The sequence below is a fragment of the Paenibacillus cymbidii genome (genome assembly GCF_004764705.1).
In the GTDB taxonomy this organism is placed as follows: Bacteria; Bacillota; Bacilli; order Paenibacillales; family NBRC-103111; genus Paenibacillus_AN; species Paenibacillus_AN cymbidii.
In genome coordinates, this window is the sequence record NZ_SHLX01000007.1 from 201,785 (window position 1) to 224,054 (window position 22,270).

Consider the following 22,270-nt stretch of genomic DNA (forward strand, 5'->3'; position numbering starts at 1 on the left):
TACGAGGGAAAGAGGAACGTTCATGCGCAAAAAGCTTCGCCCCCTTTCATTCGCGCTCGCCGGCATGCTGATTCTGTCGGCATCGTCCGCTGCGTTTGCACCGCTTGCTTACGCGGCCGACAAGACGACCAAATACCGCGTGTACCAGAACGATCGATTGCTGCAGGAATTTTCCGACCGGAAGATGGCCGAAGCGTATGCTCGCGGCTTTACGCACAGCCATGTCGAAGAAATCGGCACGCGCAAATGGCTATGGGACAATTTTCCGCGGTATGTAGTGTACCAACTCGACAAGTCGCTGCCCGAATGGGAATTTACGCACGTGAACGACGCGATTGCCGAGGCGCGCAAGTGGAGCTACGCCAGCGTGCGCGATTTGCAGAAACCCGGCTGGGTGTGGAACAACTATCCGCGCTACCGCGTTTATCAAGGCGACAATACGCTCGATTCCTGGACGTTTGCCACGCTGGGCGAAGCGACAACCGAAGCGAAACGTTGGTCGGGCGCGCACATTATCGATTTGGCCGACAACCGCTGGGTGTGGGACAATCTGAACGCGGCGGACAAGGCGGAGGCCCGTTCGGGTCCGGCCAACTATCGGGTTTACCAAGGTACATATTCGGCGCCGGATTGGAATTTTGCCTATCTGGAGGATGCGGTGAACGAAGCGCTCCGCTGGGGCGGCGCCACCGTAGTCAACCGCGCCAATAGCGACAATGTCATTTTCGAAAACGCGAAGCCCTACGAGGTATATCAGAACGACAATCGGCTCGACTCCTATACGAGCCTGGATCAGGCGATCGCCTATGCCTCCTACTACGCGCACACGACCGTGCGGCTCCAGGGGCGGCCGATCTGGACGAACACGCCGACATATACGGTGCTGCAAGGCACGAACCCGATCGGCGAATTCCAGGCGCTGCCTCAAGCGCTCGCATACGCCGTGCAGTACAGCAACGCTTCGATCCGCACGCCGCGCGACGGCTCAATCTGGAACAATATCCGCAACTTGCTGTACTGGGGCTGGAACGGCAGTTCCGCCGCAACTACGGTCAAGCAGCAAGCTTCGATTACCAAGGGGCTCGATATGGACTCCCCGTCCTGGTTCCTGTTGGACAATGCGGAGGGCGGCCTGAAAGACAACTCGAATAAAGAAAGCGTCGATTGGCTGCACAGTCAGAACATCGCCGTCCACCCGCTCGTCGGCAACCAGTTCAGCGGACCGCTGACGACGGCTTTTCTCGTAAGCGAAGCCGCGCAGACGAAGTTCATTCGCGCTTTGGTCGATCGTTGCGTGGCGCTTGGCGTCGACGGATTCAACATCGACTTCGAGTCGGTCGCCGGCTCGGACCGCAACAACTTCACCGCTTTCATGAAACGACTTACCGACGACGCGCACGCGCATGGCCTCGTCGTGTCGATCGATCTGCCGCGGGGCAGCGTCAAATGGAACCACCTGTCCGCCTTCGATCACGAGAAGCTGGCGCCGATGGTCGACTATATTATGACAATGGCGTACGACCAATATTGGTCGGGCAGTACGACGCCGGGTTCGGTAGCCGGGCTGCAATGGGTCGAAGAAGGCGTGCAGGAGTTTCTCGCTTACGGCATACCGCGGGAGAAGCTGATGCTGGGCATTCCGTTCTACATCCGCGACTGGACGCTCGACGACGCCGGCAAACTGGTGTCGAACAAGGCGCTGTATATGAAGGATTTGCCGGCGCTGATGAAAGCGCGCGGCGCTACCGCCACTTGGGATCCAAGCTTCAATCAATACAAGGTCGAATATACCGAGGGCGGGAAGCGGCATGTGTTCTGGCTGGAGAACGAAGATACCGTCAAAGCGCGACTGGACGTAGCCAAAAAGTACGAGCTCGCCGGCGTTGCCGCTTGGCGGCTTGGGTACGAGTCGGCCGATTTCTGGAACATGATGATCGGGGAAAAATAGCTTTCGACCATGCGCAAACCGTAAACATCCGCGAAACGGCTCCCGCTGCGCGCGAGGGTTGGGACTCCGATCGCTTCTTGTTTTCCGGATTCTTGGAACGATAACGGCCAGGGAGGAATCCGGAAAACAAAAGCGAACGCTGCCGCTTCTGCATCCCAACCCCCGCTCTCCCCTCCCGCCCCTCGCCCCTTGATTAAACATCACAAAGCAGTCACGTTCCGCAAAACGCGTCATTCTCCCCTCCGCCAACGAACAAATTCGCTTTTGAGCCGCTCCGATCAAGCCTTCTGAAAATAGGCCATGTTTTATTGCCTATTTCGCCAAAAACGGGCGGTCCCTTCAAAATAACCAGTGAAATCACTGGCTATTTCTTTGAAAAGGTCGATTTGGGGGCTTCAGGGTTGAGATAGCCAGTGTTTTCACTGGCTATTTCCAGCGAGGCACCCGAAATGGGGCAAATAAGCCATTTTTCATTGGCTATTTTGGTTGGTGCCCGGCCCGGCATAATGCCGCGGCCTCAATAGGGGCTTCCTTCACGCAAAAAAGCGGAGAGGAAGGGTTGCTCTGGAGAAGCGTTAGCGTTCGCCTTTGTTTTCGGATGGTTCCCTTGGCCTCGTTGATTCCGGGCATCCGAAAACAAGAAGCGATCGGAGGAGCAACCCTTCCGCGCAGCGGCTCGGGCGTGAAACGATGCTTTCTTTCAGCGCTTCCAGAGCGTGAAAGTCCAGAATGGCGGCGTCGCCGGACGCCGCCTTTACTTTGCTAATCCTGCCCGCTACAGCTTCTTCTTCAGGAAACGCCAGAAGTTGTCCTTGAACAGATCGGCCACATCGCGTTCGATTTCCGCCCGCTCGATGCGCCAGCCGGTATCCGCGATGTCGTTGTATTTGTCGATCAGGATTTCGCCGATCAGACGCTTCGAATGGCTCCACTTGTACAACAGCTGGTCGAGAATGCGCGCGTCGGAATGCTGGGGAATGACGCTCGTGCCGAGCATCTCGAGCCGCATCCGCGTCATGTCGCCGATCAGCACCGGATTGTTCAGGAACCACCAGCAGCCGAACACCATCAGCTGGCCGAATTTGCGCGCCAGCACGGTAAGCTCGTGCTGGTTCTCGCGCGACAGCATCGTGACGAAAAATTTGTTGCGTGGGTACCGCTGCAGCAAATTCGTCACCGATTCCAAATCGGCGCGGCCGACCATGTACCCCGCGTCGCCGAGCGCCGGATTCACTTTGCCGCGAACCCCGATCATCATGGCGAATGGCATATTCGTGTCGCGGCACAGCGGCAAGATGCAATCGGCGATCAGGCGGCTGCGGTCCGAATCGTCGGGAAACACGAAAGTCGAAGGAAACGACACCGCCACGTACAGCGGCTTCATCCGACCGACCCAATCCATCAGGAAACGCCTTACTTCCGCCTTGCTTTGCTCCGTCCACTCTTCTTCTACCGCGTAGCCCCACTCGATCAGCTTGCGGCGCGAACGCGGATAGTCGTTCAACAGCGGATCGAGCCGCAGCACGGCGTGAAACCGCGGATCGACGGCTGCGCCGCTCAGCCAGACGTCCCGTTCGTCGCCAAACGCGTCATTCGTCATCACGACGCTTTCCACGTTCGCCTGCGCCAACACCCGATCGATGTGCGCTTCGGCCGGCATCTCTTCCAGCGTGCGGCGATAGGCCGCCAAGTCGCGCGTGCCGGTATCGAGCCCCATCAGCTGCAGAGAGGTCAGTACGCCGCGGCACGCTTCGCTGATCGGCGAGCGGGCGAGGAACAGCTCCTGCCAGACAAGATCGGCTTGCTCGCGTTTGCTCAGCAGCCAGAACGCTTCCGGCGACAGCGTCGACCATCGCAACGTTTCGGCGACCAAATAATGATACGTCAGCAGTTCGTCGACGCCGCGCAGCATGTTCGCGCCGAACGCGGGCGGATACAGATGCGTGTGCATGTCGGTGATCGGCTGCGCCGCGACGATCTGTCGGACCGCTGCCGGCAATTGCTCCCGTGTGAGGGTAGTCATGGTGGTTCTTCCTCTCCGTCTCCCAAAAATACAACCTTTTTATTTAATGCAATTAACTATTCGCCATGCGAACGAAAGGCGGCTTACGATACATCGGGGTTCCACAACCCGCAATCGTCCACATATACAGTGTACTTGCCTTTGTTGGCGATCGCAACAACGGCGCTCGTCGACTCCGGCCCGGTCGTAAATGCGATCCGGTCCGGCCGCGCGTCCCAGTTCAGGCGAATGAACTGGCTCGCCCGTTCTTCGCCGCCGTGACCGTTGACCGAGATCCGCACCGGGCTGCCGCGAAACGCGTGAAACAGCTTGAAGCCTTGAAACAGGCAGCGCCCCGTCCCCTTCACCACGAATACCAAATCGTGAACGCCGCTTGCCGCCTGCAGCTCGCCGGCAAAATATTGCCACACGTTGTCGTAATCCGACGCGAACGACACCGTGCCGAGCAGCTTGCCGTCCGGCCCGTCCAGCCGCGCTTCCAGCACGAGCGGCGCCGCCACCTTCGTGACGCCGACAGCGAACGCATCGTACAGCCCGCCAGTAAAATCGATTGCGGCAAACCGCAGCCAGTCGCCCTCCCGCAGCGGTCCGACATAGGCGGCGTCGCGATACACCGGATCGCCGCCGTCCGGCGCGCGGTGAAGTTCGCCCGCGACATGGCGCTCGTCGTGCTGCGTCGCTTGCCGGTACAAACCGGCGGTGCGCACGTTCGCCCAGAACGTATACGTCGTGTTCGGCGCAAGGCCGGTCACCGTTTGTTCGATCGCGTCGCCGCCGGCGAGCATCGCCGAATAACGGTTGCTGCGTACGACCGATGCGTAGCCGTAGCTGCTGTAGTCCCAGGCGCATTCGCACGCCAGAGTCGGACTGCCGCTTGCCGTCCGCCACGGATCGAGCGCGCCTGTTTCGAAGCCGCAGTTGAACAGCTTGCTTTTGCTGGTGAAATCGTCAACCTGCAGCTCGGCTTGCGTCTCGCGGGCAAAATCGTGTCCCGGCACCCAGTGCTCGCCCCCGTACGCGTAAGCGCCAAGGTCGGGCGTATCCCCCGCCTCCGGCTCCGTCAAGCCGGTAATGCGGCGGCCTTTGCCGCGCGCCGGCGAATCCTCGCGCAGCCGGTAATCGCCGTTGTCGGCGTCAACGAAGCGCGGATCCGTTTCGAACATATTGTGCGAAACGAGGCTGTCTTCACCCCAGTCGGTGATTCGGCTGTCGGCGAAAATGTTGTTGACGACCTGCACGCCGCTCATATCGTCCAGACAAAACACGGACGAATTCGTCGTTGCGCTGCGGTGAAACGTGTTGTTGTACAGCAGCGAGCGCTGGATCGGCCGGTTCATGTGCACGGCGTGGTGCGGGATGTTCCAGACGACGTTGCGGTAAAAGTTGACGCCGCTCGTCCAGGCATCCATGTAGAAACCGAAGCTCAGATGGTCCGATTCGTTGTCGTGCAGCCAGTTATGATGAATGTCCGTATTGTCGAAATCGTGATTGAACAAATAAACGATGCCGGAATCTTTGGTCAAACAGTTGGCATGTGAAATGTCGCAATATTCGATGACCGTGCGGCCGAACACGCCGGATACGCACGTGCGGCCGGCTCGCGTAATCGTGCAGCGGCTGACCAGATGCTCCGCGCCCCGGATCCAGACGAGGCTCGCATACGACGCTTCGAAGTTGCCGTCGTGGATATAGCAGTTGACGACGCGGTTGCGCGCGCCGGACAAATTGACGCCAATCCCTTCGAACTGCGAAATTTCGCTGTCGCGCAGCTCGTTGTTCGTGCCGCCAAGCTCGACCCCTTTCGTCCGGCCGTAGATCGATTGGCGCGAGCCGAAATAACGGTCGATGCCAACCAGCCGCAGCTTCTCCAGCCGGCAGTGCTCCGCGCTCTCGGTAGTCAGCGAAGCCGCCCGGCAATGAAAGCCGGATACTTCGACGTACGAGCGCTCGCGCAGGTCGAACGCGTAGTCGCGCCGCTTCGCTTCGATTTCGTGCTGCTCCGGCCGTTCGCCGGCCGGCGCTTGCCACAGCAGCTTGCCGCCGGCCTCCTCGTATAACCAGCCGTGCGCTGCGCCAAGCGCCTGCGGCGTGCGTGTGAGGAAATAATAATTGCCTTTGCCGGCATGATAATAAGGCGCCGAACTGACCCACTGCTCGTAATAAAGCGTGCCGGCCGCAAACCGGGTGACGCGCGCGGTCGAAATAAAATAACTGACGCCGTGCACGCAGGCGATGATCGCGCCGTCCCAATACCCGTCGGGAAACGCCAGCAAATCTTCGTCGAAGATCGCGCCGCTTTCGTTCGTATTCGTTGCGGCATCAACGACGGCATATTGCGAGCGGTCGAGCCGATCGGCGATGGCCGGCCACATCGCTTCATGGCTCAGCTCCCCGTCAACGAACACGATGTTGCCGTTGCCTTCGCCCAAGCTCCACGGCATTTCGCCTTCGTAAACGTCGCCCTCCCTGCGCGCCCAGCGTTCGATCCGGTCGCAGCCGCTGATCGTCGCCGTTTCGCCCGGATAGGCGGCGAACCGGATCGGCGCCCCGGCCGTGCCGGACGCCGCCGGGCGCACGGTTTCGCGGTACACGCCTTCGCGCACGAGGCACGTGTCGCCGGCTTGCATCAGCGCCGCCGCCCGGCCGATCGTACGAAACGGCGTCTCGACCGATAACCCGTTGTGCCCGTCATTTCCCTCCGTCGCTACATAATAGACGGCCCCTACACTTCTCTGCATGACTCGTTAGCCTCCTGGCCGGATAAAATGGGAAAAACTCATGGAGCGAGAGATGCCGCATCCCGCTCCATGACTTCATATTTCAACCGCTATTTCTTTTGACGTTCCAGATAAATTTGGTTCGCTTCCTGCGTTTGCAGGTCGCCGCCCGCTTTTTTCCATTGTGCGACGAAATCGTCAAAGCCTTTGTCCGTATCGGTTTCGCCCATAATCAGCTTGATGTTGTATTCGTCCACCAGCTTGTTGAGTGTCGCCGATACTTGCGCCGTCGAAGGAAGCAGCGCCGGGTTGATCGGATCCTTGGTAATCTCGATGCCGCCGTTAACCTTTTCCTTGTAATCCAGCAGGGCTTTCGAGTATTCATACTTGTACAAAGTCGGTACATTTCCTTTTACGTGGTTGAACCAGATGCCTGCTCCGGCTGCTGCCGCCAGCTTGACCGGGTCGGTACCGGCGCCGATCCGGACGGCCGCTCCATCCTCGATTTTGTAATCGATGTCTTTGCGTCCGTTGCCCGTAATCAGGTATGTTTCATCGTCCGTTGCGATAGCTTCCAGGATTTCAAACACTTTTTGCCGTTTTTTGTCGTCTTTCATCAACTGCGCACCAAACATTTGCGGCGCTTGCGGAATCGTGCTGGATGCCATCGACAACGGTTTGCCGTTCGTGCCGGGACCGATCAGCCCTTTGCCGACCGTAAACGTCTGGCCTTTCGCTTTCCATTCCGATCCTACCGGACCTGTCTCGTGGTAGTGATACCACATGCCCGAATCTTCCATGCCGGTACGGCCGCCAAGGAAGTTGGCACGGTTGCGGATCCAGTCGTCGGTTGCGAATTCCGGATCGATCAGACCGTCTTTATACCATTTGGCAAGCGTTTTATACGCTTGGCGCGCCTGCTCCGTAATCATGCCGTAAACGACTTTGCCGTCCGCGCCAAGATTCCAGCCCCGACGTTTGATGCCGTATGCCGCGAATACCGAGTTGAACAGCTGCACCGGAGCGTCCTTGCCGCTGCCCGACAGACCGTAAGTATCTTTTTTGCCGTTGCCGTCCGGATCGTTGTTGCGGAACTTGTACAACAGATCTTCCACTTCCTGCAGCGTTTCCGGTATTTTGGTCACGCCGACCGCTTTCATCCAGGCGTCGTTGTATGCCGGCAGGAACGGGCTCTTGCCTTCCAGGTATACTTTCGGCAATCCCCAGTATTTCCCTTTGTACAAACCGAAGTCGAAGATGTTCGGATCGAGCTTCAGCATATCGGCCGTATATTTCGGCATGTACTTTTTGGCTTCGTCCACCGAAATGCTGGCGATCACGCCTTGATCGGCCCATTGCTGCATCAGGTCGAGACCGGCGTCCTGGGTGATGACGTCGGGAATTTCACCGGCGGCGATTTTGACGTTGAGCTGGTCGCGCCAAGTCGTCGGATCGAGATTGATGTTTTTGATTTTGACATTAAACTTTTCTTCCAAATACTTCTGCGCCACATTGTCGTCCGAGGTCGGAGGATTGCGGCCTGTCCATGTAATTTCAATCGGGGCCTCTTTGACCGATGCTTTCGGCGATGCGGAACCGCTTGCACTGGGCGACGGGCTGCTCGCTCCTTTGCTGCCCCCGTCGCCGCAAGCGGCAAGCGAGGTAGCGGTTACAACAACCGCCAGCGCTACGGACATGCTTTGTTTCACTTTCATTCGTGTTTTGCCTCCCTTATAAGAGTAGTATATCTATTTAGACGAAGCGGCGCTAACCGCTTCGTTTAAACCGCCTTTACCCTTTCAACGAACCGATCAGCGCGCCTTTGACGAAATACTTCTGCAGAAACGGATACACGATCAGAATCGGCAGCGTAACGAACATGATAACCGCCGCTTTGATGCTTTCCTGCGTCACTGTCTGATTCATCAACGCTTGCAGCGCCGTGTCCTCGTTGCTGACGACCAGCTTGCGCAAATAAATTTGCAGCACCTGCTTCTTGATGTCCTGGATGTAGATCAACGCATCGAACCAGGCATTCCAGTGGTAGACCGCCGACCATAAGCCAACAGTCGCCATGATCGGCATCGACAGCGGAACAACGATTGACACGAGGATGCGGATATCGTTGGCGCCGTCGATTTTGGCCGATTCCTCAAGCTCTTCCGGCACGCCCATAAAGAAGTTGCGCATGATCATCATCGAGAACGTACTGATGAGCCCCGGAATAATCAGCGCCCAGCTGGAATCGACAAGATGCAGGTTTTTGACCAGCAGGTATGTCGGGATCAGGCCGCCGCTGAAAAACATCGTAATGACGATGAACATCGTATAATAACTGCGATGGGGCAAATACTTTTTGGACAGCGGGTAGGCGCCCATCGTCATCATAATCAACATCAGGATCGTGCCGACAACCGTCCGGAAAATGGAATTGTACAAGCTGGTCCAGATGTCCTTGGAGGAAAGCACTTGGTTGTAGGCGTCCAGCGAAAATTCAAGCGGGATGATATGAATGCCTTGGCGGATCGCCTCCGTCGGCGAACTGAGCGATACGGCCAGTTCATGAACGAACGGATACAGCATGGCGACGCACAGCAGCGTAATAAATACGATCAGCACAACCTGAAACGCTTTTTCGCCCGTTGTCATGCGCATCAAACTTCACACCTTTCGTAGACTAATGATTAGGGCGAATGTTACAGCAGACCTTCTTGTCCTGCCCGCTTCACGAAGAAGTTGGTCATCAACACCAGCGCGAAGGCTATGACGTTTTTGAACAGGCCGACGGCTGTCGTCAGGCTGAATTGCATTTGCGTCAAGCCCATCCGGTACACGTACGTGTCGATAATGTCGGCGACCGAATAAACGCCCGGCGTATACAAGTTCAGCACCTGGTCGAAACCGGCGTCGAGAATGCCGCCGATGCGCAGAATGAACATGATCGCAATCGCCGGCAGCAGGCCCGGCAGCGTAATATGAAGCGTCTGCTTCCACCGGCTTGCGCCGTCCATGATCGCCGCCTCGTACTGCTGTGGATCGATACTGGCAAGCGCCGCCAAATAAATGATCGTGCCCCAGCCCACTTCTTTCCAGATCGAGGAAACGACAAGTGTGAAGCGGAAGTAATGCCCATTGCCGAGAAAATAAATCGGTTCGATGCCCACTTTCTGCATCAGGAAATTGACGACGCCTGTCGATGGCGACAGGATAATGAACAAAATGCCCGAAAGCACGACCCAGGACAAAAAGTGCGGCAAATACGTCAGCGTCTGGGTAATGCGCTTGAATGCGTTGAAGCGGATTTCGTTGAAAAGCAGCGCCAAAATGATCGGGGCCGGAAATCCGAATACAATGTGGTACAAGCTCAGGCGAAGCGTGTTGGACAACACTTTCCAGAAGTCGGGCGACGCTTCGAACAAATACTTGAAATTGTCGAATCCGACCCACGGACTTCCCGAAATGCCGTCCATAATTTGATACTGCTTGAAAGCGAGCTGGATGCCGTAAATCGGTCCGTATGCGAAGATGGCGTACCATATAAGAACAGGTGCCAACAGAAGGAACAAATAGCGGGTTTTTACATATTCCTTCCACACGGAGGGGCGAGCTTTTTTCGATCCGGCATTCGCGAGCCCGGCTGTCGTTCCGGTCGCGGCTTGCGGCGCTGGCTGTTGTTGTCTCAAGCGAATTTCACTCCTTCCGTATGTCTGTGGCTTCATGTTAGCCGTGAACCGCTTCTTTTTCTATTCCATAATCATTCAAAATGATTCGTTTTTTTGAGGTGGGGCATTATACAATCATTCGATTTCGCCGGATTGAAAAATAATGAACAGCGGGCAAAGCCAGTCATACTGCGGAAACAATAAAAAAACCGCCCCACGGCGAACCGTGTGCGGCGAGTGTTTCGTATCATGGCGCGGCGTTTATTCCGTCTCCAGCTCCGGGGCGGACGTTCCTGCCCAGGAATTGCGGTACTGCATCGGCGTAACGGCGTATTTGGCTTTGAACTTGGTGCAAAAATATTGCGAATTGCGGTAGCCGACCCGGGTGGCAATATCGGCGACGGTCATCGTCGGTTGCGTCCGCAGCAATTCGGCCGCTTGTTTCAACCGCGCCTTCGTCACATATTCGGTAAACGAGATTTGCAACACGTCGGAGAACAAGGTCGAAATATACGAGGTCGACAAATTCGCAACTTCCGACAGCACATCGAGCGACAATTCCTCGTGCAGATGCTCGTCGATGTATGTTTTCAACCGGTGAATCATATCGTGATGCCCTTTGGTTTTGCCGGCTTGCACATAGTCGGCCATTTCGGTGGCCAGCGTGCGAATCCATTCGACCGTTTCGGCGAATGTCGGCTTCTTTTCCGTGCGGAACAGCTCCGAGCTCGTAACGATATGGTTCAAATTCAGCTCGATGACGGTTTCCGACAAAGCGGTAAGCAGCTGCATCACGGACAGCTCCACTACGTCAAGCCGGACCGATTCGCCCGATCGGGCGGCGAAGTCGGCGATGAACCGCTGCGCCTCGGCTGCATGACCGGCGCGGATGGCGTTCTTCAGCTGGCCGTAAGCAAACGGATAGGGGGCTTTGCTCAGCTCCTGCAGGCTCGCCGCCGATACGATCATCCCGGGGCCGAGCAGGTACGTATAGCGCAGCCCTTCGTTCGCCGAACGGTACGAAGCCTGAATATCTTCCAGCGCCGAAGCCGCGCTGCCGATGGAAGCGGCAAACGCCAGCTGCGACACGCTGCGGAACTTGGTCAGCTCCGCCCGGACCTGCTCGTACGGGTCGGTCTCGCCCGGATCGAAGAAGAAGACGACGGCCGCCCGATCGGCGCCGGTTACCGCCACTTCCGCCGAAACGGCATGTCCGCTGTCCAGATAAGCGCGGCGGAACGTCTCGCCATCGCCCTTCACCATCAACACTTCGGCGGCCACATATACGCAATCGTGCGGCAGCAGACTCATGCTTTGCAGTTCGGCGACGTTGCCGTGCAAGTAGTTGGTCAACTGATTCGTTTTCACCCGCGATTCGAGTGTGGCGATTTTATCGTCCAAATAATGCAGCGTGTGGTCGATCAAATGGTACTCGTTGATCCCTTTGGCGGGAATCGCATTCGGCTGGTACAGCCCGCGGATCGTGGAGACGAGCGCTTTGAGCGGCACATAGAACCGCTTCGACACGACGAAGGCGATCAGCAGCCCGAGCAGCAGCATCAGCACGCAGCTGAGGATGACTTGCTGCTGGAATTGCCGCGACGACAGCACGAACGTGTCGAACGGTCGAACGATCGCGTATTGGAATGAAGCGGATTGGATCGAACCTGCGCGCAGAGTGGCGATAATCTTGTTGCCGCTGGACGCGCGTTCGATCGTTACTTTCCCGTCCGACGCGGAGCGCAGCGCATTGCGGACATGCTCCGTCTCGGTGCTGTCGTCCGGCCCGGTCTGCAGCAGCGGCTGGCCGTCTTCCCCGAACACATACAGCCGTTCGTACGGAGCATTCATGACCTGGGTCAGGGCGCGGGACAAATAAGCCCGGTCGATGTCGATGAACATGAAGCCCTTCGCCTTCTCATCGGGAAATCCGTAGGGAAGATTGAGCACATAGGTCAGCACGTTGCGTCCGTCCGGCAGCGTCCGTTCCATCCAACGCTGCTTCGTTACCGTGCCGAGCCCGTTGATGAACGGTTGATCCGGCGTTTCGGCGGGGCTGGGGTAAAAATATTTTTGGTCGACGACATAATGGCCTTGCTTGAAGAAGACGGTAAAATTGGCAATTCCTTCGTTGGCCGAAAGAATGAAGTTCATGTGTTTATTGAGCGTGACGATGTTCGACATATGGCCGTCCCAGCCGCTGTCGAGCAGGTTGTACAACGTCACCTTCAAATCCGGCTCCACGCCGATAAAATAGTGGCTCGTCATGCCGTCGACAAATTTGCGCAGCACGCTTTTCTCCAGATAGTCTTCGGCCGTCGTCAGCCGGGAATTGCTTTCGCGCGTCATTTCCCCGACCATCAGTCCGTTTGCCCGCGAAAACAAATAACCGCCTACGGCGGCGATCAATACGATGGCCATGATGCTGTACGACAAGACGAGACGAATGAAATAGCTGTTCCATACGCGCCCGATGTTCCTCATATGCCCCTCCCGAAAGCGTTGTCACAAGGAAGCTGCGGCGTTAAACGACGCGCCGCCGTGAAAGCCGCTCCCCACCTTGCGGTACGCTGCCTTCTGCTGCCTATTGTAACGCCGGTCTCCTGCCGCCGCAATGCTTCCGACGCGATTCGCTGTTTTTTGGATCGCTTCTCTCTTTTTCGAATACGCGTTGTCCCGGCGGCTGCCAAGCTTCGCTTATCGTATCATATCCTCGCCGAGGTATCCAAGATTGTCGCAAACTCGTTTCCCGGCAAAAGCAAAGATGGCGAGCAAATGAACTTTCCATTTGCACGCCATCTTCGGCCTTGGGCCACTTTAGCCGGAAACGATCATCAGGTTCGCATACGGCGCCGTGTCGCCGGTGCGGATGACCGCGCGCGATTCCGGCACCAATTGCTTGAAGCGCTGGTGACTGACCGTCATGAAGCGTAATCCCGCAAACTCGGCTTGCAACTGCGCATACCGCGCCGGGCTGGCCGCGGCCATTTCTTCGGTGACGATGATGCAGTCGATGACGAACTCCGCATGAACGGCGCGCAGCACGTCCAGCACCGTCGGAATGTCGTCGACAAGCGCCAGGTCGAGCCGCTGTTGATCCGGCGGCACCGGAAAACCGCGGTCGCAGATTGTCAGAATGTCGGTATGCCCCGTTTCGGCCAGCAGCTTGCTGAGCGCCGGGTTCAGAATGCCGCCGCGTTTCATGCGCTTCCCTCCGTTTCTCGCAGCGCCTGCTCTCGCTGCGACAACGTCAATTGCTCCCGCAGCGATGGCGCCGGCCGCTTGTAGTAAAACGTTTCGACGCCTTCCACGACTGCCGCCGACACAAGCTCCCAGCCGTCTTCGCCCAGTTCGGCCATCGCGGCGCGATTCGTGCTGATGTGGTACTCGAACCGATCGCGTGTCATCGTATTCCCCCTATAGTTGCATGTATCGTGCCTAGTGCTCCATATGATCGTCCGGCTGCGCCGCCTTGACGGTAAGCCCGCCGTCGACCATCAGCAGATGGCCGTTGATTTGCATCGCTTCTTCGGAAGCGAGGAACACGACGGCGTCGCCGATCTGACGTTCGGTGCCGAGCCGTTTCATCGGATTCGCTTCGATTTCCTTCTGCAGAATCGCCGGGTCGGCCAAATAATCGGTGCACATGTCGGTTGCCACGGTGCTCGGGCCAACTGCGTTGACGTTGATGTTGAATTTGCCCAGCTCGATCGCCATGCCTTTGGTCAGCATGTTCGCCGCCGCTTTCGACGACTGGTAATGCGGGATGACCGGGCTTGTGACGACGAGACTGGCGGTCGACAGCACGTTGACGATTTTGCCGTAACGCCGTTCGATCATGCCTTTCGCTGCAAGCTGCGAACAGAGGAAAATCGATTTGACATTCGTGTTGTACGTCCGGTCCCACGTCTCTTCGCTCACGTGCATGAATGCTTCGAACGGCGCGATGCCCGCGTTGTTGACGAGAATGTCGATCGGGCCGAGCGTTTGCTCCACTTCGGCGAACATGCGCCGGGCCTGCTCCTTGATGCCGACGTCCGCCTGCGCGACGACCGCCTTGACGCCGAGCGCCTCGGCCTTGCGTTTCACGTTCTCCGCCTTCTCCCGCGAGCCGTTCGACGTGAAGTTGATCGCCACATGCGCGCCTTCTTCGGCCAGACGGATCACGATCGCTTCGCCGATGCCGCGGCTGCCGCCGGTAACGAGGGCGACGCGGTTATGCAATCTTGCCATTACGGTTGACTCCTCTCGGGAAATGGCCTTACCAGCTCGGACCGATCCGGTTGATACGTAGGATTGAATTCGATCGAGCGAAGTTGGATTGGGTTACCGATAACATTACGGTAAATCATTTCCCGATTGCTGTCAATCGTTTTGTTCGTTACAATGGTAGTCGACACGAAGCTTCAACACACTTTCAACCATTGCGTTTCAAGGAAGGTACCATGGTTACCATATACGATATCGCCAAAGAGGCCGGCGTTTCCGCCATGACGGTTTCCCGGGTTATCAATAACACCGGACGCATCAGCGAACAAACGCGACTTAAGGTGAAGCGCGTTATGGACGAAATGAACTACGTGCCGAACGCGACGGCGCGCAGCCTGGTGCTGCAGCAAACGAAGCTGTTTTCGCTGCTGATCGTCGATATCGCCAACCCGTTCTATACGACACTGGCCCGCGGCGCCGAGGATGCGGCGAACAACGAAGGCTACAAGATTCTGTTCAGCAACAGCGACGAGGATATCGCCAAAGAGGAAGCGTACGTCGACATGATCGTGTCGACACGCGTCGACGGCGTGCTGTTTGCGCCGGCCGGCGACGCCTCGCTGCCGCATCTGGAGAAGCTGCGCCTGCACCGCATCCCGTTCGTGCTGATCGACCGCGAAGTGCCCGGCATCGAAGCCGACACGGTGCTGGGCGACAGCAAGGAAGGCGCGCGCCGGCTGGTGGACTATTTGCTGTCGCTTGGTCATCGCCGCATTGCGCTGCTGAACGGCTCGCCGGGCGTTTCGACCGCGCGGCACCGGCAAACCGGCTATCTCGAGGCGCTCAAGCTGAACGACATCGCCTTTGACGAGCGGCTCGTCGTCGAAGGCGGCTACATCAGCGCTTCCAACGACTGGGCGGACGCTGCGGTGCGGCAGCTGCTGGGTGCGCCCGACCCGCCGACGGCGATTTTCGCCGCCAACAATTTTCTTGCGGCCAGTGCCATTCGCGCCCTGTCCCGCGCCGGCTTGCGCGTGCCGGACGATATCTCCGTCGTTTGCTTCGATGAACTGGAGCATCCCGCCGCGCTCGATCCGTTCCTTACCGTCGCCGCCCAGCCGGCGTACCGGTTCGGCAGCATCGGCATCCGGCTGCTGGTCGACCGCATCCAGTCGCAAACGCATGCCGCGCCCTGGCACAAAATCATCCTCCCGTCCGAGCTGATCGTGCGAAAATCGGCGGCTCCCCGATAAGCTTGCCGGCAAAGACGGCTGCGCTTTGCGAGCCGCATCCTCCGGGTCCGCCGCGTTGGTCGTCCCGCATCGCCCGGGTTAGCCGCGGCGGTTCGATGGGAAGCTCCTCTACTTGCAATCGACGCGCTCTAACGGTTCTGACGGGGCTTATTTCGCTGAAAAAGCCCGTTTTCAACTTGTAACGGTTCTGAGCGTGCTTATGAGGCGAATTTCTCCGGAAATAACGCGATTTTTCCCAAATAAGCTCACCTGGAACCGTTACCTGTTCAAAAGCGGCATTTTTCAAGCAATAGGCGCTCTCAGAACCGTCCCTCAAACTATTCGTCACTTCGTGCCATAGCAGCCATAGCAGCATTATTTTGCCGGAACTGACGCCTACACCATCAATCGCCAGCCTTAAAAGGGCAGCTGGGGTAAAACCGGACACATTGCGGCGGTGATGCGATCGTCGGAGCGACTTTGGTGGCGCGGTTGCGAGGTAAGAACAATAGCTAGTTGTTGCAAGTGGAGCCAAGATGCAGGCACAAATCTGATAACATTTCTACTCCCCTGGTAAGAACCGTCCGACAGTTAATTCAATTTTTCGAACTTTTATAAGATTTGTATACAACTCCAACTATATAAATAATCAGAATAAATATTGAAAGTGAGATCAATATTAATTTGTAATCATATTTTGTGGGAATAATTATAATAATAGACATCAAGATCAATCCGATGTTGGCTAGGTTATTTTGTTGAAACCTGCTCTTGCGACATATTCCATACAAAACCAAGCCTAAAAAAAACAAGAAGAAACCAATCGGTATATAGATTGTCATAAATCTCCTTTCTAACATAAAGATGGAGAGAATGCTTCTCTCCATCTTTATAAATCATTGAAATAAATTATAACCTAAAATTGTTCGATGTAGTGATATGCATCATTAATTGCATCATCTGCATCATTCCAACTGTTTACTGTTTGTAATGCTTCATATGCAACTCCTGCTCCAGTGCCGATAAAGGCGAGTAAATTTACCCAAGTGATTACTGCGATACCTGCCAAGGCTTCCGTTGCAAGATGATGCATACGAAAATCGTTATAATAATTTTCGAATGCATCGACTTCTGCCTTAGCCGTTGCAAACATATAGTGAGCGGCCGTTGTATCTTTTTGTACATTCCCACCGGCAGCAACTCCATAGTAATGCCCTGTGTAATCCATATCTTCGTAACATGCAAAATGATAATTGTACCAGTCACTTGCGTCGTAGTAATGACAGAGGCCTGGAAGTCCCCCCGTATCTGATAGTGTTTGAATTCCTCCGGCTGAGTTCAATTTAATAGAAGTTGCAGTAGGATCCTTGACAAGATTGCCGTTTCTATAGAGTTTATTACCATCCTTAAGAGAATAGTTTGTCATTTTGCTGCCATCTTGGAATTTGGTTTGATATGCTGGAATTTCAGCATATGGAGATACAAGAGTATAATCCTTGTTTTGTCTCAAAATATATTCAACAGAACCTTTTATCTCTTTACGTTCAATTATAGTGGTTTCTTGAACTGTACCTAGCAAATCCCCGTCTGATGTATGTAATTCTCTAGATTGATTAAAAGTTTGTACCTCAGTACCGCTTTGCTTTTCAGATGCAAAAACCGATGTGCCAATAGCACTAAACGCAACAACTAATGATAAAACGAAAGAGAGCATAGTCTTGAAGCTAGAATAGAACTTCATTTTCAAATTCATTCTCCTTGAATTTAGTATATAGAGAGCTGGCCAGCTTCTACTCAAGAATATTGCAATCCATTTAACCCCTTATTTTTCATTTACATACTACACTATACTACAAACTACATCGTATGTATACCAAATATTCTCATGTTATATGATAATTAGGCGATTTTTACGAGAATCATAATGCTTATTATTAGTATAAATCTCATCAATTTAATTAGTATTTATTTCACCCGCTGCCCAGCCCGCTCCCGCCGCATCTGCACCTGCAGACCGTCCCGCCCCCCGACCAAGGTCCAGTGATGACTACGTTCCGCAGACTGTTTTAGCCGGCGTTCTTCTCGTCTACACTGTAGTCATACAGCAATCATGGGAGGAACGACAATCATGGAACGACCGCAACTACCGCCGCAGCTGCAGGAGCTGCTTGACGCTAAACCCGAACCGGCCAATGACGACGCGCAGCCGGAGGCCGCCAATCCGCCTTATGACATCCCGCCGCAGCCGGCGACCAAAGCAAATACAACCACCGGCGCAGCAACAAACGCCGCCAACTCGACGCATCCCGCAGGCGGCAAACAGCCGCCCAAACGCAAGCGCGGCAGCCGATTCTTCGGCATTGCCCTGATCGTGGTTGGCGCGGCAGCGCTGGTCAACTGGGTAAATCCCGACCTGCTGCGCGATTCGTACGATCTGATCGGCGCGACTGCGATTGGAGCCGCGATTGCGGCGCTTGGCCTGTTCTTCATCATCCGCCAGCTCGTGCCGCGCCAGGACGCAACTTACAAGATCGGCCGGCTGACGACAGGAGCCGCGCTCGTTTGGGCCGGCGCCGGCATCGCCATGCCGGACTCGCTGCCCGAAGGCTGGCTGAACGCCGGCCGCTCGATGTGGCCGGTGCTGCTGATCGGCTACGGCCTCGAATACGTCTGGCGCAAAAGCGGCAGCCGCAAAGCGAAGCTCGACTTCGCCGGCCTGTTCCTGCTGCTGCTCGTGATGGCTGTCGCCACCGGCGCGATGTACAGCCGCGTTCTGCCGCTGATCGGCCAGAACGGCAACTACGCCGTCACCGACACGCCGACCGTTGTCGCCGCGGAACGCACCGATAAGCTTGTCGTCACCGGCAACGTCGGCAACATCAAGCTAGTGCCGTCGACCGACGGCAACATTACGGTAACGCCTACGTACCGTTCGTGGAAGAAGCAATCGTTGGAAGCATTGAAGGAGGCCGCGCCGGTGCGAGTCGCCGCCGGAGAGAACGAAATACGCGCCGCCGTACAGGGCGGAGACTACAAAACCAACACGCGCCTGTTCGATCGTTCGACCGCCGCCGTCGATTTGCTGATCGCAGCGCCGGCCGATATCCAGCTCGACAGCCGCACCGAAATCGGCAGCATTGAAGTGAACGGGTTCACGAATGTCAAATCGCTGCACGCGTCGATCGGCGCGATCAAGCTGAACGATTCGCAAGGTGACGTACAGGTGTCGATGTCGATCGGCGACATCGAAGTAAACCGCTTCAGCGGCAAAATCGAAGCGTCCAACTCGCTGGGACGCGTCGCCGTACAAGGCGAGCCTACCGCGAACTGGACGCTCAGCAGTGAAATCGGGCTGGTGCAGGCAAAAGTGCCGCCAAGCAGCGACTACCGCTTCGACTTGTCGGCAAGCATCGGCAACAAAACGATGCCCGAGCTGATCGCCGGCGGGAACGAATCCGGCCTGCACCCCCAGTTGAAATTGAGTACTTCGATCGGATCGGCGGAAGCTTACTATGAATAACATCCGCCTTTCCCTCGTATTTTAGCCGACGGCGTGTTGCTCGACGGTCGCCTCCACATTCGCCGGAGCGACGACCTTCAGCTCCACGCCGCGCGGCGCTTCGACGCGAATATGCATCCGTTTGCCGCTCGGGTCGAGCTTCCAGCCGACATCGATGCGGCCGCCTCCGGGATGCGGCACCGCCCCTCTCGCCCACGAAAGACCCGCCGGCTGCGGTGCGATGCGCACCTTCGACCAGCCGGGATCCGCCCCTTGCACGCCAAGCACATAAGCGCCGAAAAAATAACCCGGCCCTGCCGACCACGCATGGCAGTGGCTGCGTGTCAGCATGTAGTCCGCTTTTCCCCCGCCGTCGCCCTTCGGGTACATCTCCCAGCACGTCGTCGCCTCGTTGTCGATCATTTGGCCGTATTGCTCGCGGATGTCGCCCACAAGCACATCGAATCGGCCCAACGCGGCCAGCGCTTCATGATAGAAGAACGACATGAACGGACTGCCGATCTGGACAAAATCCGCCGGCGGCTGCAGTAAGTACCGCTCTATCCGCCCCAGCCGCTCTCCTTCCGCGATGCCGCACAAATAAGCGACCGTTTGCGTCTGCATGCTGAATACGGTCGATACGCGTCCGTCGGAATGGATACAGTCGAGATAGGCCTGCCGCTCCTCCGACCATAACCTAGCGTTGATCGACTGGCGCAGCGCTGCGGCGGCGGACGCATAACGACCGTCGTACCCGTCCCGGCCGGCCGCCAACTCGTCGGCGGCGCGCAGCGCCTTCACCAGGAACATGTTCTGGTGCGTGACGATCCCTTCCCGCGGCTGATCGATTGGCGCCCAGTCGAGCAAATTCCAGCCGTGCATGTTCAGCAAGCCGTGTTCGTCGCGCTTCTGCAAGTAATGGTCCAGCGTAAAGCTCACATGAGGCCACATCTGTTCGGCAAAATCGCGGTCGCCGCCGTAACGATACAGCTCCAGGCAGGCAATTGCCCAGAAGAACGTCCAGTTCGGAATGACGCTGTTCCAGCCGCTCGGCACCTGGTCGACATACAGCGGCGTTTGGAAACGCGAGCCCGGCACAAGCCGCAGGCAACGATCGACGATCGCGGTGTCCCCGAACAAATAATAGTTGACGAGCGCCTCGTTGCGGGCATCGCCGACCCAGAACGTCTGCTCGTAAGCCGGACAATCGACGAACGTGTCCTCCATGCACATGCGGGTCGTGTGCCGGCTGATTTGCCAGATGTCGTTCAGCATCGGGTCGGCGCATTGGAACCGGCCGATATCGGCAACCGGATAGTTGCTCTGGATCAGCTGCAGCCGGACGACACGCAGCGGGCGCGCCGCTTGCCGGACGACAATCATCGCATACCGCAACCCGCGGCGCACCGGCGACGCATACGATTGCCGGCCTTCGCGGCAAACGTAGCGCAGCGTGTTGTCGAGCCCGTTCGTATCTTGCCGCCAGCCTTCTCGCATGTACTCGAAGCCGTATATATCGACGATCGTGCCGGCCGCGGCATCGATTTCAAACGTCAGAAACCCGGTCAATTCGCGGCCAAAATCGACAATCAACTCGGTGTCGCCGTTCGGGAACAGCGGCACGGTCGCGGCGTTGCCGCCGGCGACGACGGCTTGCTGCAGCCCGAGCGGCACCGGCAGCGGCTCCGCTTGCCGCGTCCAGACGCAGCGGGCATAAACGTCGTCGCGGCTGATGTACGCCGCGCTGACCGGCTGCAGCCATGCACCGGCGGTTTGCGCCAGCTCGGCTGCGGTCGCGACGCCGCGAATGCCGGCAAACGCCGGCGTGGCGCGATCGATCGGCGCTGCCGCCTGATGATCGATGACCTCGCGAATCGCAAAAGGGCCTACGATCGCAAACGTTGTTTCTTCGCCGGCAGAGCCGGCAAGCGGCGATAACAGTTCGAACGGCGATTCGCTGTCTATCGCCAGATGGTATGCGTGGCCATGGGTAGAGCCGCTGACGTCCAGCAGAAGCAAATGGTCGCCGCCCGGCAGCTCCACATCAAGCCGGAACTGGTCGTCGATGACGCGAAACGCCGCTTTTTCGTGCCATACGCCGCCGATGCCCGCTGCCCCGAACAGCCTGCCTGCATCGGGAATGCCGATTGTAAACTTGCCGCCGCGAGCCGTCCGGATCACGGTGCTCAAGTAACCGGAAAGCTCCACGTTGTTGGCGTGCGATCCGCTGTCCGGACGGAACGCGCTCCGCAGATCGAATGCGGCCGCCCATGCGATCGGTTCGACACGGCGCAAGCTTTCCACCCGCACCGGGTAGAAGGGCTCTTCGGTCAGGTGCGGAATCGATTTGGGCACGAGCTTCGTCCACGGCTCCATGCCGGCCGGTCCGAGCACAGACGCCGGCTCCCACCCGGCAGCATCATAAAACGGCTGCGTCCACGCCTCGTCCCACAGACGGGCATCCGTTGCTTCGCTGAAAGCATGCTGGCACGACATCCGTTGCGAACGGATATCGTGGCCGAGGTGAACAGCCGTCGTCCAATCGCTTCCGGTCGCCAGCAGCAGCTCGCGCCTGTCGTCCGTCCCGGCCGTCACTTCCGCCAGCAAACCGCCTCGGCCGCGCAAATAATAAAACGTGGACACGCCAAAATGGAGCGCCAGCACGGCGATCGTGTTCATTTGGCCCGGCTGGAGCAGATGGCCGATGTCGTATTCGTCGTAAGCGAGCTCGAACGGCCATGACCGTACCGGGCCTCGACCGACCTGCACGCCGTTGACGAACAGCACATACCGCGAATCCGCCGTAATCGCGATGGAAGCGCTGTCGTATTGCGTCGCCGTCGCCGGGAATTGCCCGCGGAAACAGCGCCATTCGTTGCGCGGGCTCGTTTCCCCGCTTCCCCATATCCATTCCGCCTGCCATTGCCGCTGCTCGTTCATTTGTGCTCCATCCTCCCGCTTTACTTGTCGTCGGTTTTAT

General features: G+C 57.2%; 14 protein-coding genes. 3 read left to right on the plus strand and 11 right to left on the minus strand.

Annotated elements, in window-relative coordinates; all coding sequences use genetic code 11:
* Positions 1-22 precede the first annotated feature (22 nt).
* Positions 23-1,948 carry a glycosyl hydrolase family 18 protein gene (locus EXY20_RS12005; RefSeq protein ID WP_135551212.1) on the plus strand — a complete coding sequence of 642 codons (1,926 nt, stop codon included), beginning with the start codon at positions 23-25 and terminating at the stop codon, positions 1,946-1,948.
* Between the two features lie 775 nt (positions 1,949-2,723).
* Here EXY20_RS12005 and EXY20_RS12010 read toward each other — a convergent pair.
* From EXY20_RS12010 to EXY20_RS12050, 9 genes are all read right to left on the minus strand, one after another.
* A complete protein-coding gene (locus tag EXY20_RS12010; protein WP_135551214.1) occupies positions 2,724-3,971 on the minus strand; it encodes a glucuronate isomerase in 1,248 nt (415 codons plus the stop codon).
* 83 nt (positions 3,972-4,054) lie between these two features.
* The gene (locus EXY20_RS12015; protein ID WP_135551216.1) at positions 4,055-6,709 is read right to left on the minus strand and encodes a right-handed parallel beta-helix repeat-containing protein; all 2,655 of its coding nucleotides are present in this window, start codon (positions 6,707-6,709) and stop codon (positions 4,055-4,057) included.
* Between the two features lie 89 nt (positions 6,710-6,798).
* Positions 6,799-8,403: an extracellular solute-binding protein gene (locus tag EXY20_RS12020; protein WP_135551218.1), complete on the minus strand. Its 1,605-nt coding sequence runs from the start codon at positions 8,401-8,403 to the stop codon at positions 6,799-6,801.
* Between the two features lie 76 nt (positions 8,404-8,479).
* Positions 8,480-9,343, minus strand: a complete 864-nt coding sequence (locus EXY20_RS12025) for a carbohydrate ABC transporter permease (RefSeq protein WP_135551220.1) — start codon at positions 9,341-9,343, stop codon at positions 8,480-8,482.
* A gap of 41 nt (positions 9,344-9,384) precedes the next feature.
* The gene (locus EXY20_RS12030) at positions 9,385-10,371 is read right to left on the minus strand and encodes an ABC transporter permease (protein WP_235885680.1); all 987 of its coding nucleotides are present in this window, start codon (positions 10,369-10,371) and stop codon (positions 9,385-9,387) included.
* A gap of 240 nt (positions 10,372-10,611) precedes the next feature.
* The gene (locus tag EXY20_RS12035; RefSeq protein WP_135551224.1) at positions 10,612-12,834 is read right to left on the minus strand and encodes a helix-turn-helix transcriptional regulator; all 2,223 of its coding nucleotides are present in this window, start codon (positions 12,832-12,834) and stop codon (positions 10,612-10,614) included.
* 333 nt (positions 12,835-13,167) lie between these two features.
* On the minus strand, positions 13,168-13,554 hold the full coding sequence (gene rbsD, locus EXY20_RS12040; protein ID WP_135551226.1) for a D-ribose pyranase: 387 nt from the start codon (positions 13,552-13,554) through the stop codon (positions 13,168-13,170).
* Positions 13,551-13,757 carry a hypothetical protein gene (locus EXY20_RS12045; protein ID WP_135551229.1) on the minus strand — a complete coding sequence of 69 codons (207 nt, stop codon included), beginning with the start codon at positions 13,755-13,757 and terminating at the stop codon, positions 13,551-13,553. The genes rbsD and EXY20_RS12045 overlap by 4 nt, the downstream gene beginning before the upstream one ends.
* Before the next feature lie 31 nt (positions 13,758-13,788).
* Positions 13,789-14,583 carry an SDR family NAD(P)-dependent oxidoreductase gene (locus tag EXY20_RS12050; RefSeq protein WP_135551231.1) on the minus strand — a complete coding sequence of 265 codons (795 nt, stop codon included), beginning with the start codon at positions 14,581-14,583 and terminating at the stop codon, positions 13,789-13,791.
* A gap of 212 nt (positions 14,584-14,795) precedes the next feature.
* Between EXY20_RS12050 and EXY20_RS12055 the strand changes: the two genes are divergently transcribed.
* A complete protein-coding gene (locus EXY20_RS12055; protein WP_135551233.1) occupies positions 14,796-15,812 on the plus strand; it encodes a LacI family DNA-binding transcriptional regulator in 1,017 nt (338 codons plus the stop codon).
* Between the two features lie 895 nt (positions 15,813-16,707).
* Here the strand turns inward: EXY20_RS12055 and EXY20_RS12060 are convergent.
* A complete protein-coding gene (locus EXY20_RS12060; protein ID WP_135551235.1) occupies positions 16,708-17,538 on the minus strand; it encodes a hypothetical protein in 831 nt (276 codons plus the stop codon).
* Between the two features lie 381 nt (positions 17,539-17,919).
* Here EXY20_RS12060 and EXY20_RS12065 point away from each other — a divergent pair, with 381 nt between their 5' ends.
* Entirely contained in the window at positions 17,920-19,311 is a 1,392-nt protein-coding gene (locus EXY20_RS12065; protein WP_135551237.1) for a DUF4097 family beta strand repeat-containing protein, read from the plus strand.
* A gap of 21 nt (positions 19,312-19,332) precedes the next feature.
* Here EXY20_RS12065 and EXY20_RS12070 read toward each other — a convergent pair whose 3' ends face one another.
* Positions 19,333-22,230, minus strand: a complete 2,898-nt coding sequence (locus EXY20_RS12070; RefSeq protein WP_135551239.1) for a family 78 glycoside hydrolase catalytic domain — start codon at positions 22,228-22,230, stop codon at positions 19,333-19,335.
* Between the last annotated feature and the right edge of the window lie 40 nt (positions 22,231-22,270).

Coding starts and splice junctions, on each gene's coding strand:
- EXY20_RS12005 (WP_135551212.1), top strand. CDS start 23: ATGCGCAAAAAGCTTCGCCCCCTTTCATTCGCGCTCGCCGGCATGCTG.
- EXY20_RS12010 (WP_135551214.1), bottom strand. CDS start 3,971: ATGACTACCCTCACACGGGAGCAATTGCCGGCAGCGGTCCGACAGATC.
- EXY20_RS12015 (WP_135551216.1), bottom strand. CDS start 6,709: ATGCAGAGAAGTGTAGGGGCCGTCTATTATGTAGCGACGGAGGGAAAT.
- EXY20_RS12020 (WP_135551218.1), bottom strand. CDS start 8,403: ATGAAAGTGAAACAAAGCATGTCCGTAGCGCTGGCGGTTGTTGTAACC.
- EXY20_RS12025 (WP_135551220.1), bottom strand. CDS start 9,343: ATGCGCATGACAACGGGCGAAAAAGCGTTTCAGGTTGTGCTGATCGTA.
- EXY20_RS12035 (WP_135551224.1), bottom strand. CDS start 12,834: ATGAGGAACATCGGGCGCGTATGGAACAGCTATTTCATTCGTCTCGTC.
- rbsD (WP_135551226.1), bottom strand. CDS start 13,554: ATGAAACGCGGCGGCATTCTGAACCCGGCGCTCAGCAAGCTGCTGGCC.
- EXY20_RS12045 (WP_135551229.1), bottom strand. CDS start 13,757: ATGACACGCGATCGGTTCGAGTACCACATCAGCACGAATCGCGCCGCG.
- EXY20_RS12050 (WP_135551231.1), bottom strand. CDS start 14,583: ATGGCAAGATTGCATAACCGCGTCGCCCTCGTTACCGGCGGCAGCCGC.
- EXY20_RS12055 (WP_135551233.1), top strand. CDS start 14,796: ATGGTTACCATATACGATATCGCCAAAGAGGCCGGCGTTTCCGCCATG.
- EXY20_RS12065 (WP_135551237.1), top strand. CDS start 17,920: ATGGAACGACCGCAACTACCGCCGCAGCTGCAGGAGCTGCTTGACGCT.
- EXY20_RS12070 (WP_135551239.1), bottom strand. CDS start 22,230: ATGAACGAGCAGCGGCAATGGCAGGCGGAATGGATATGGGGAAGCGGG.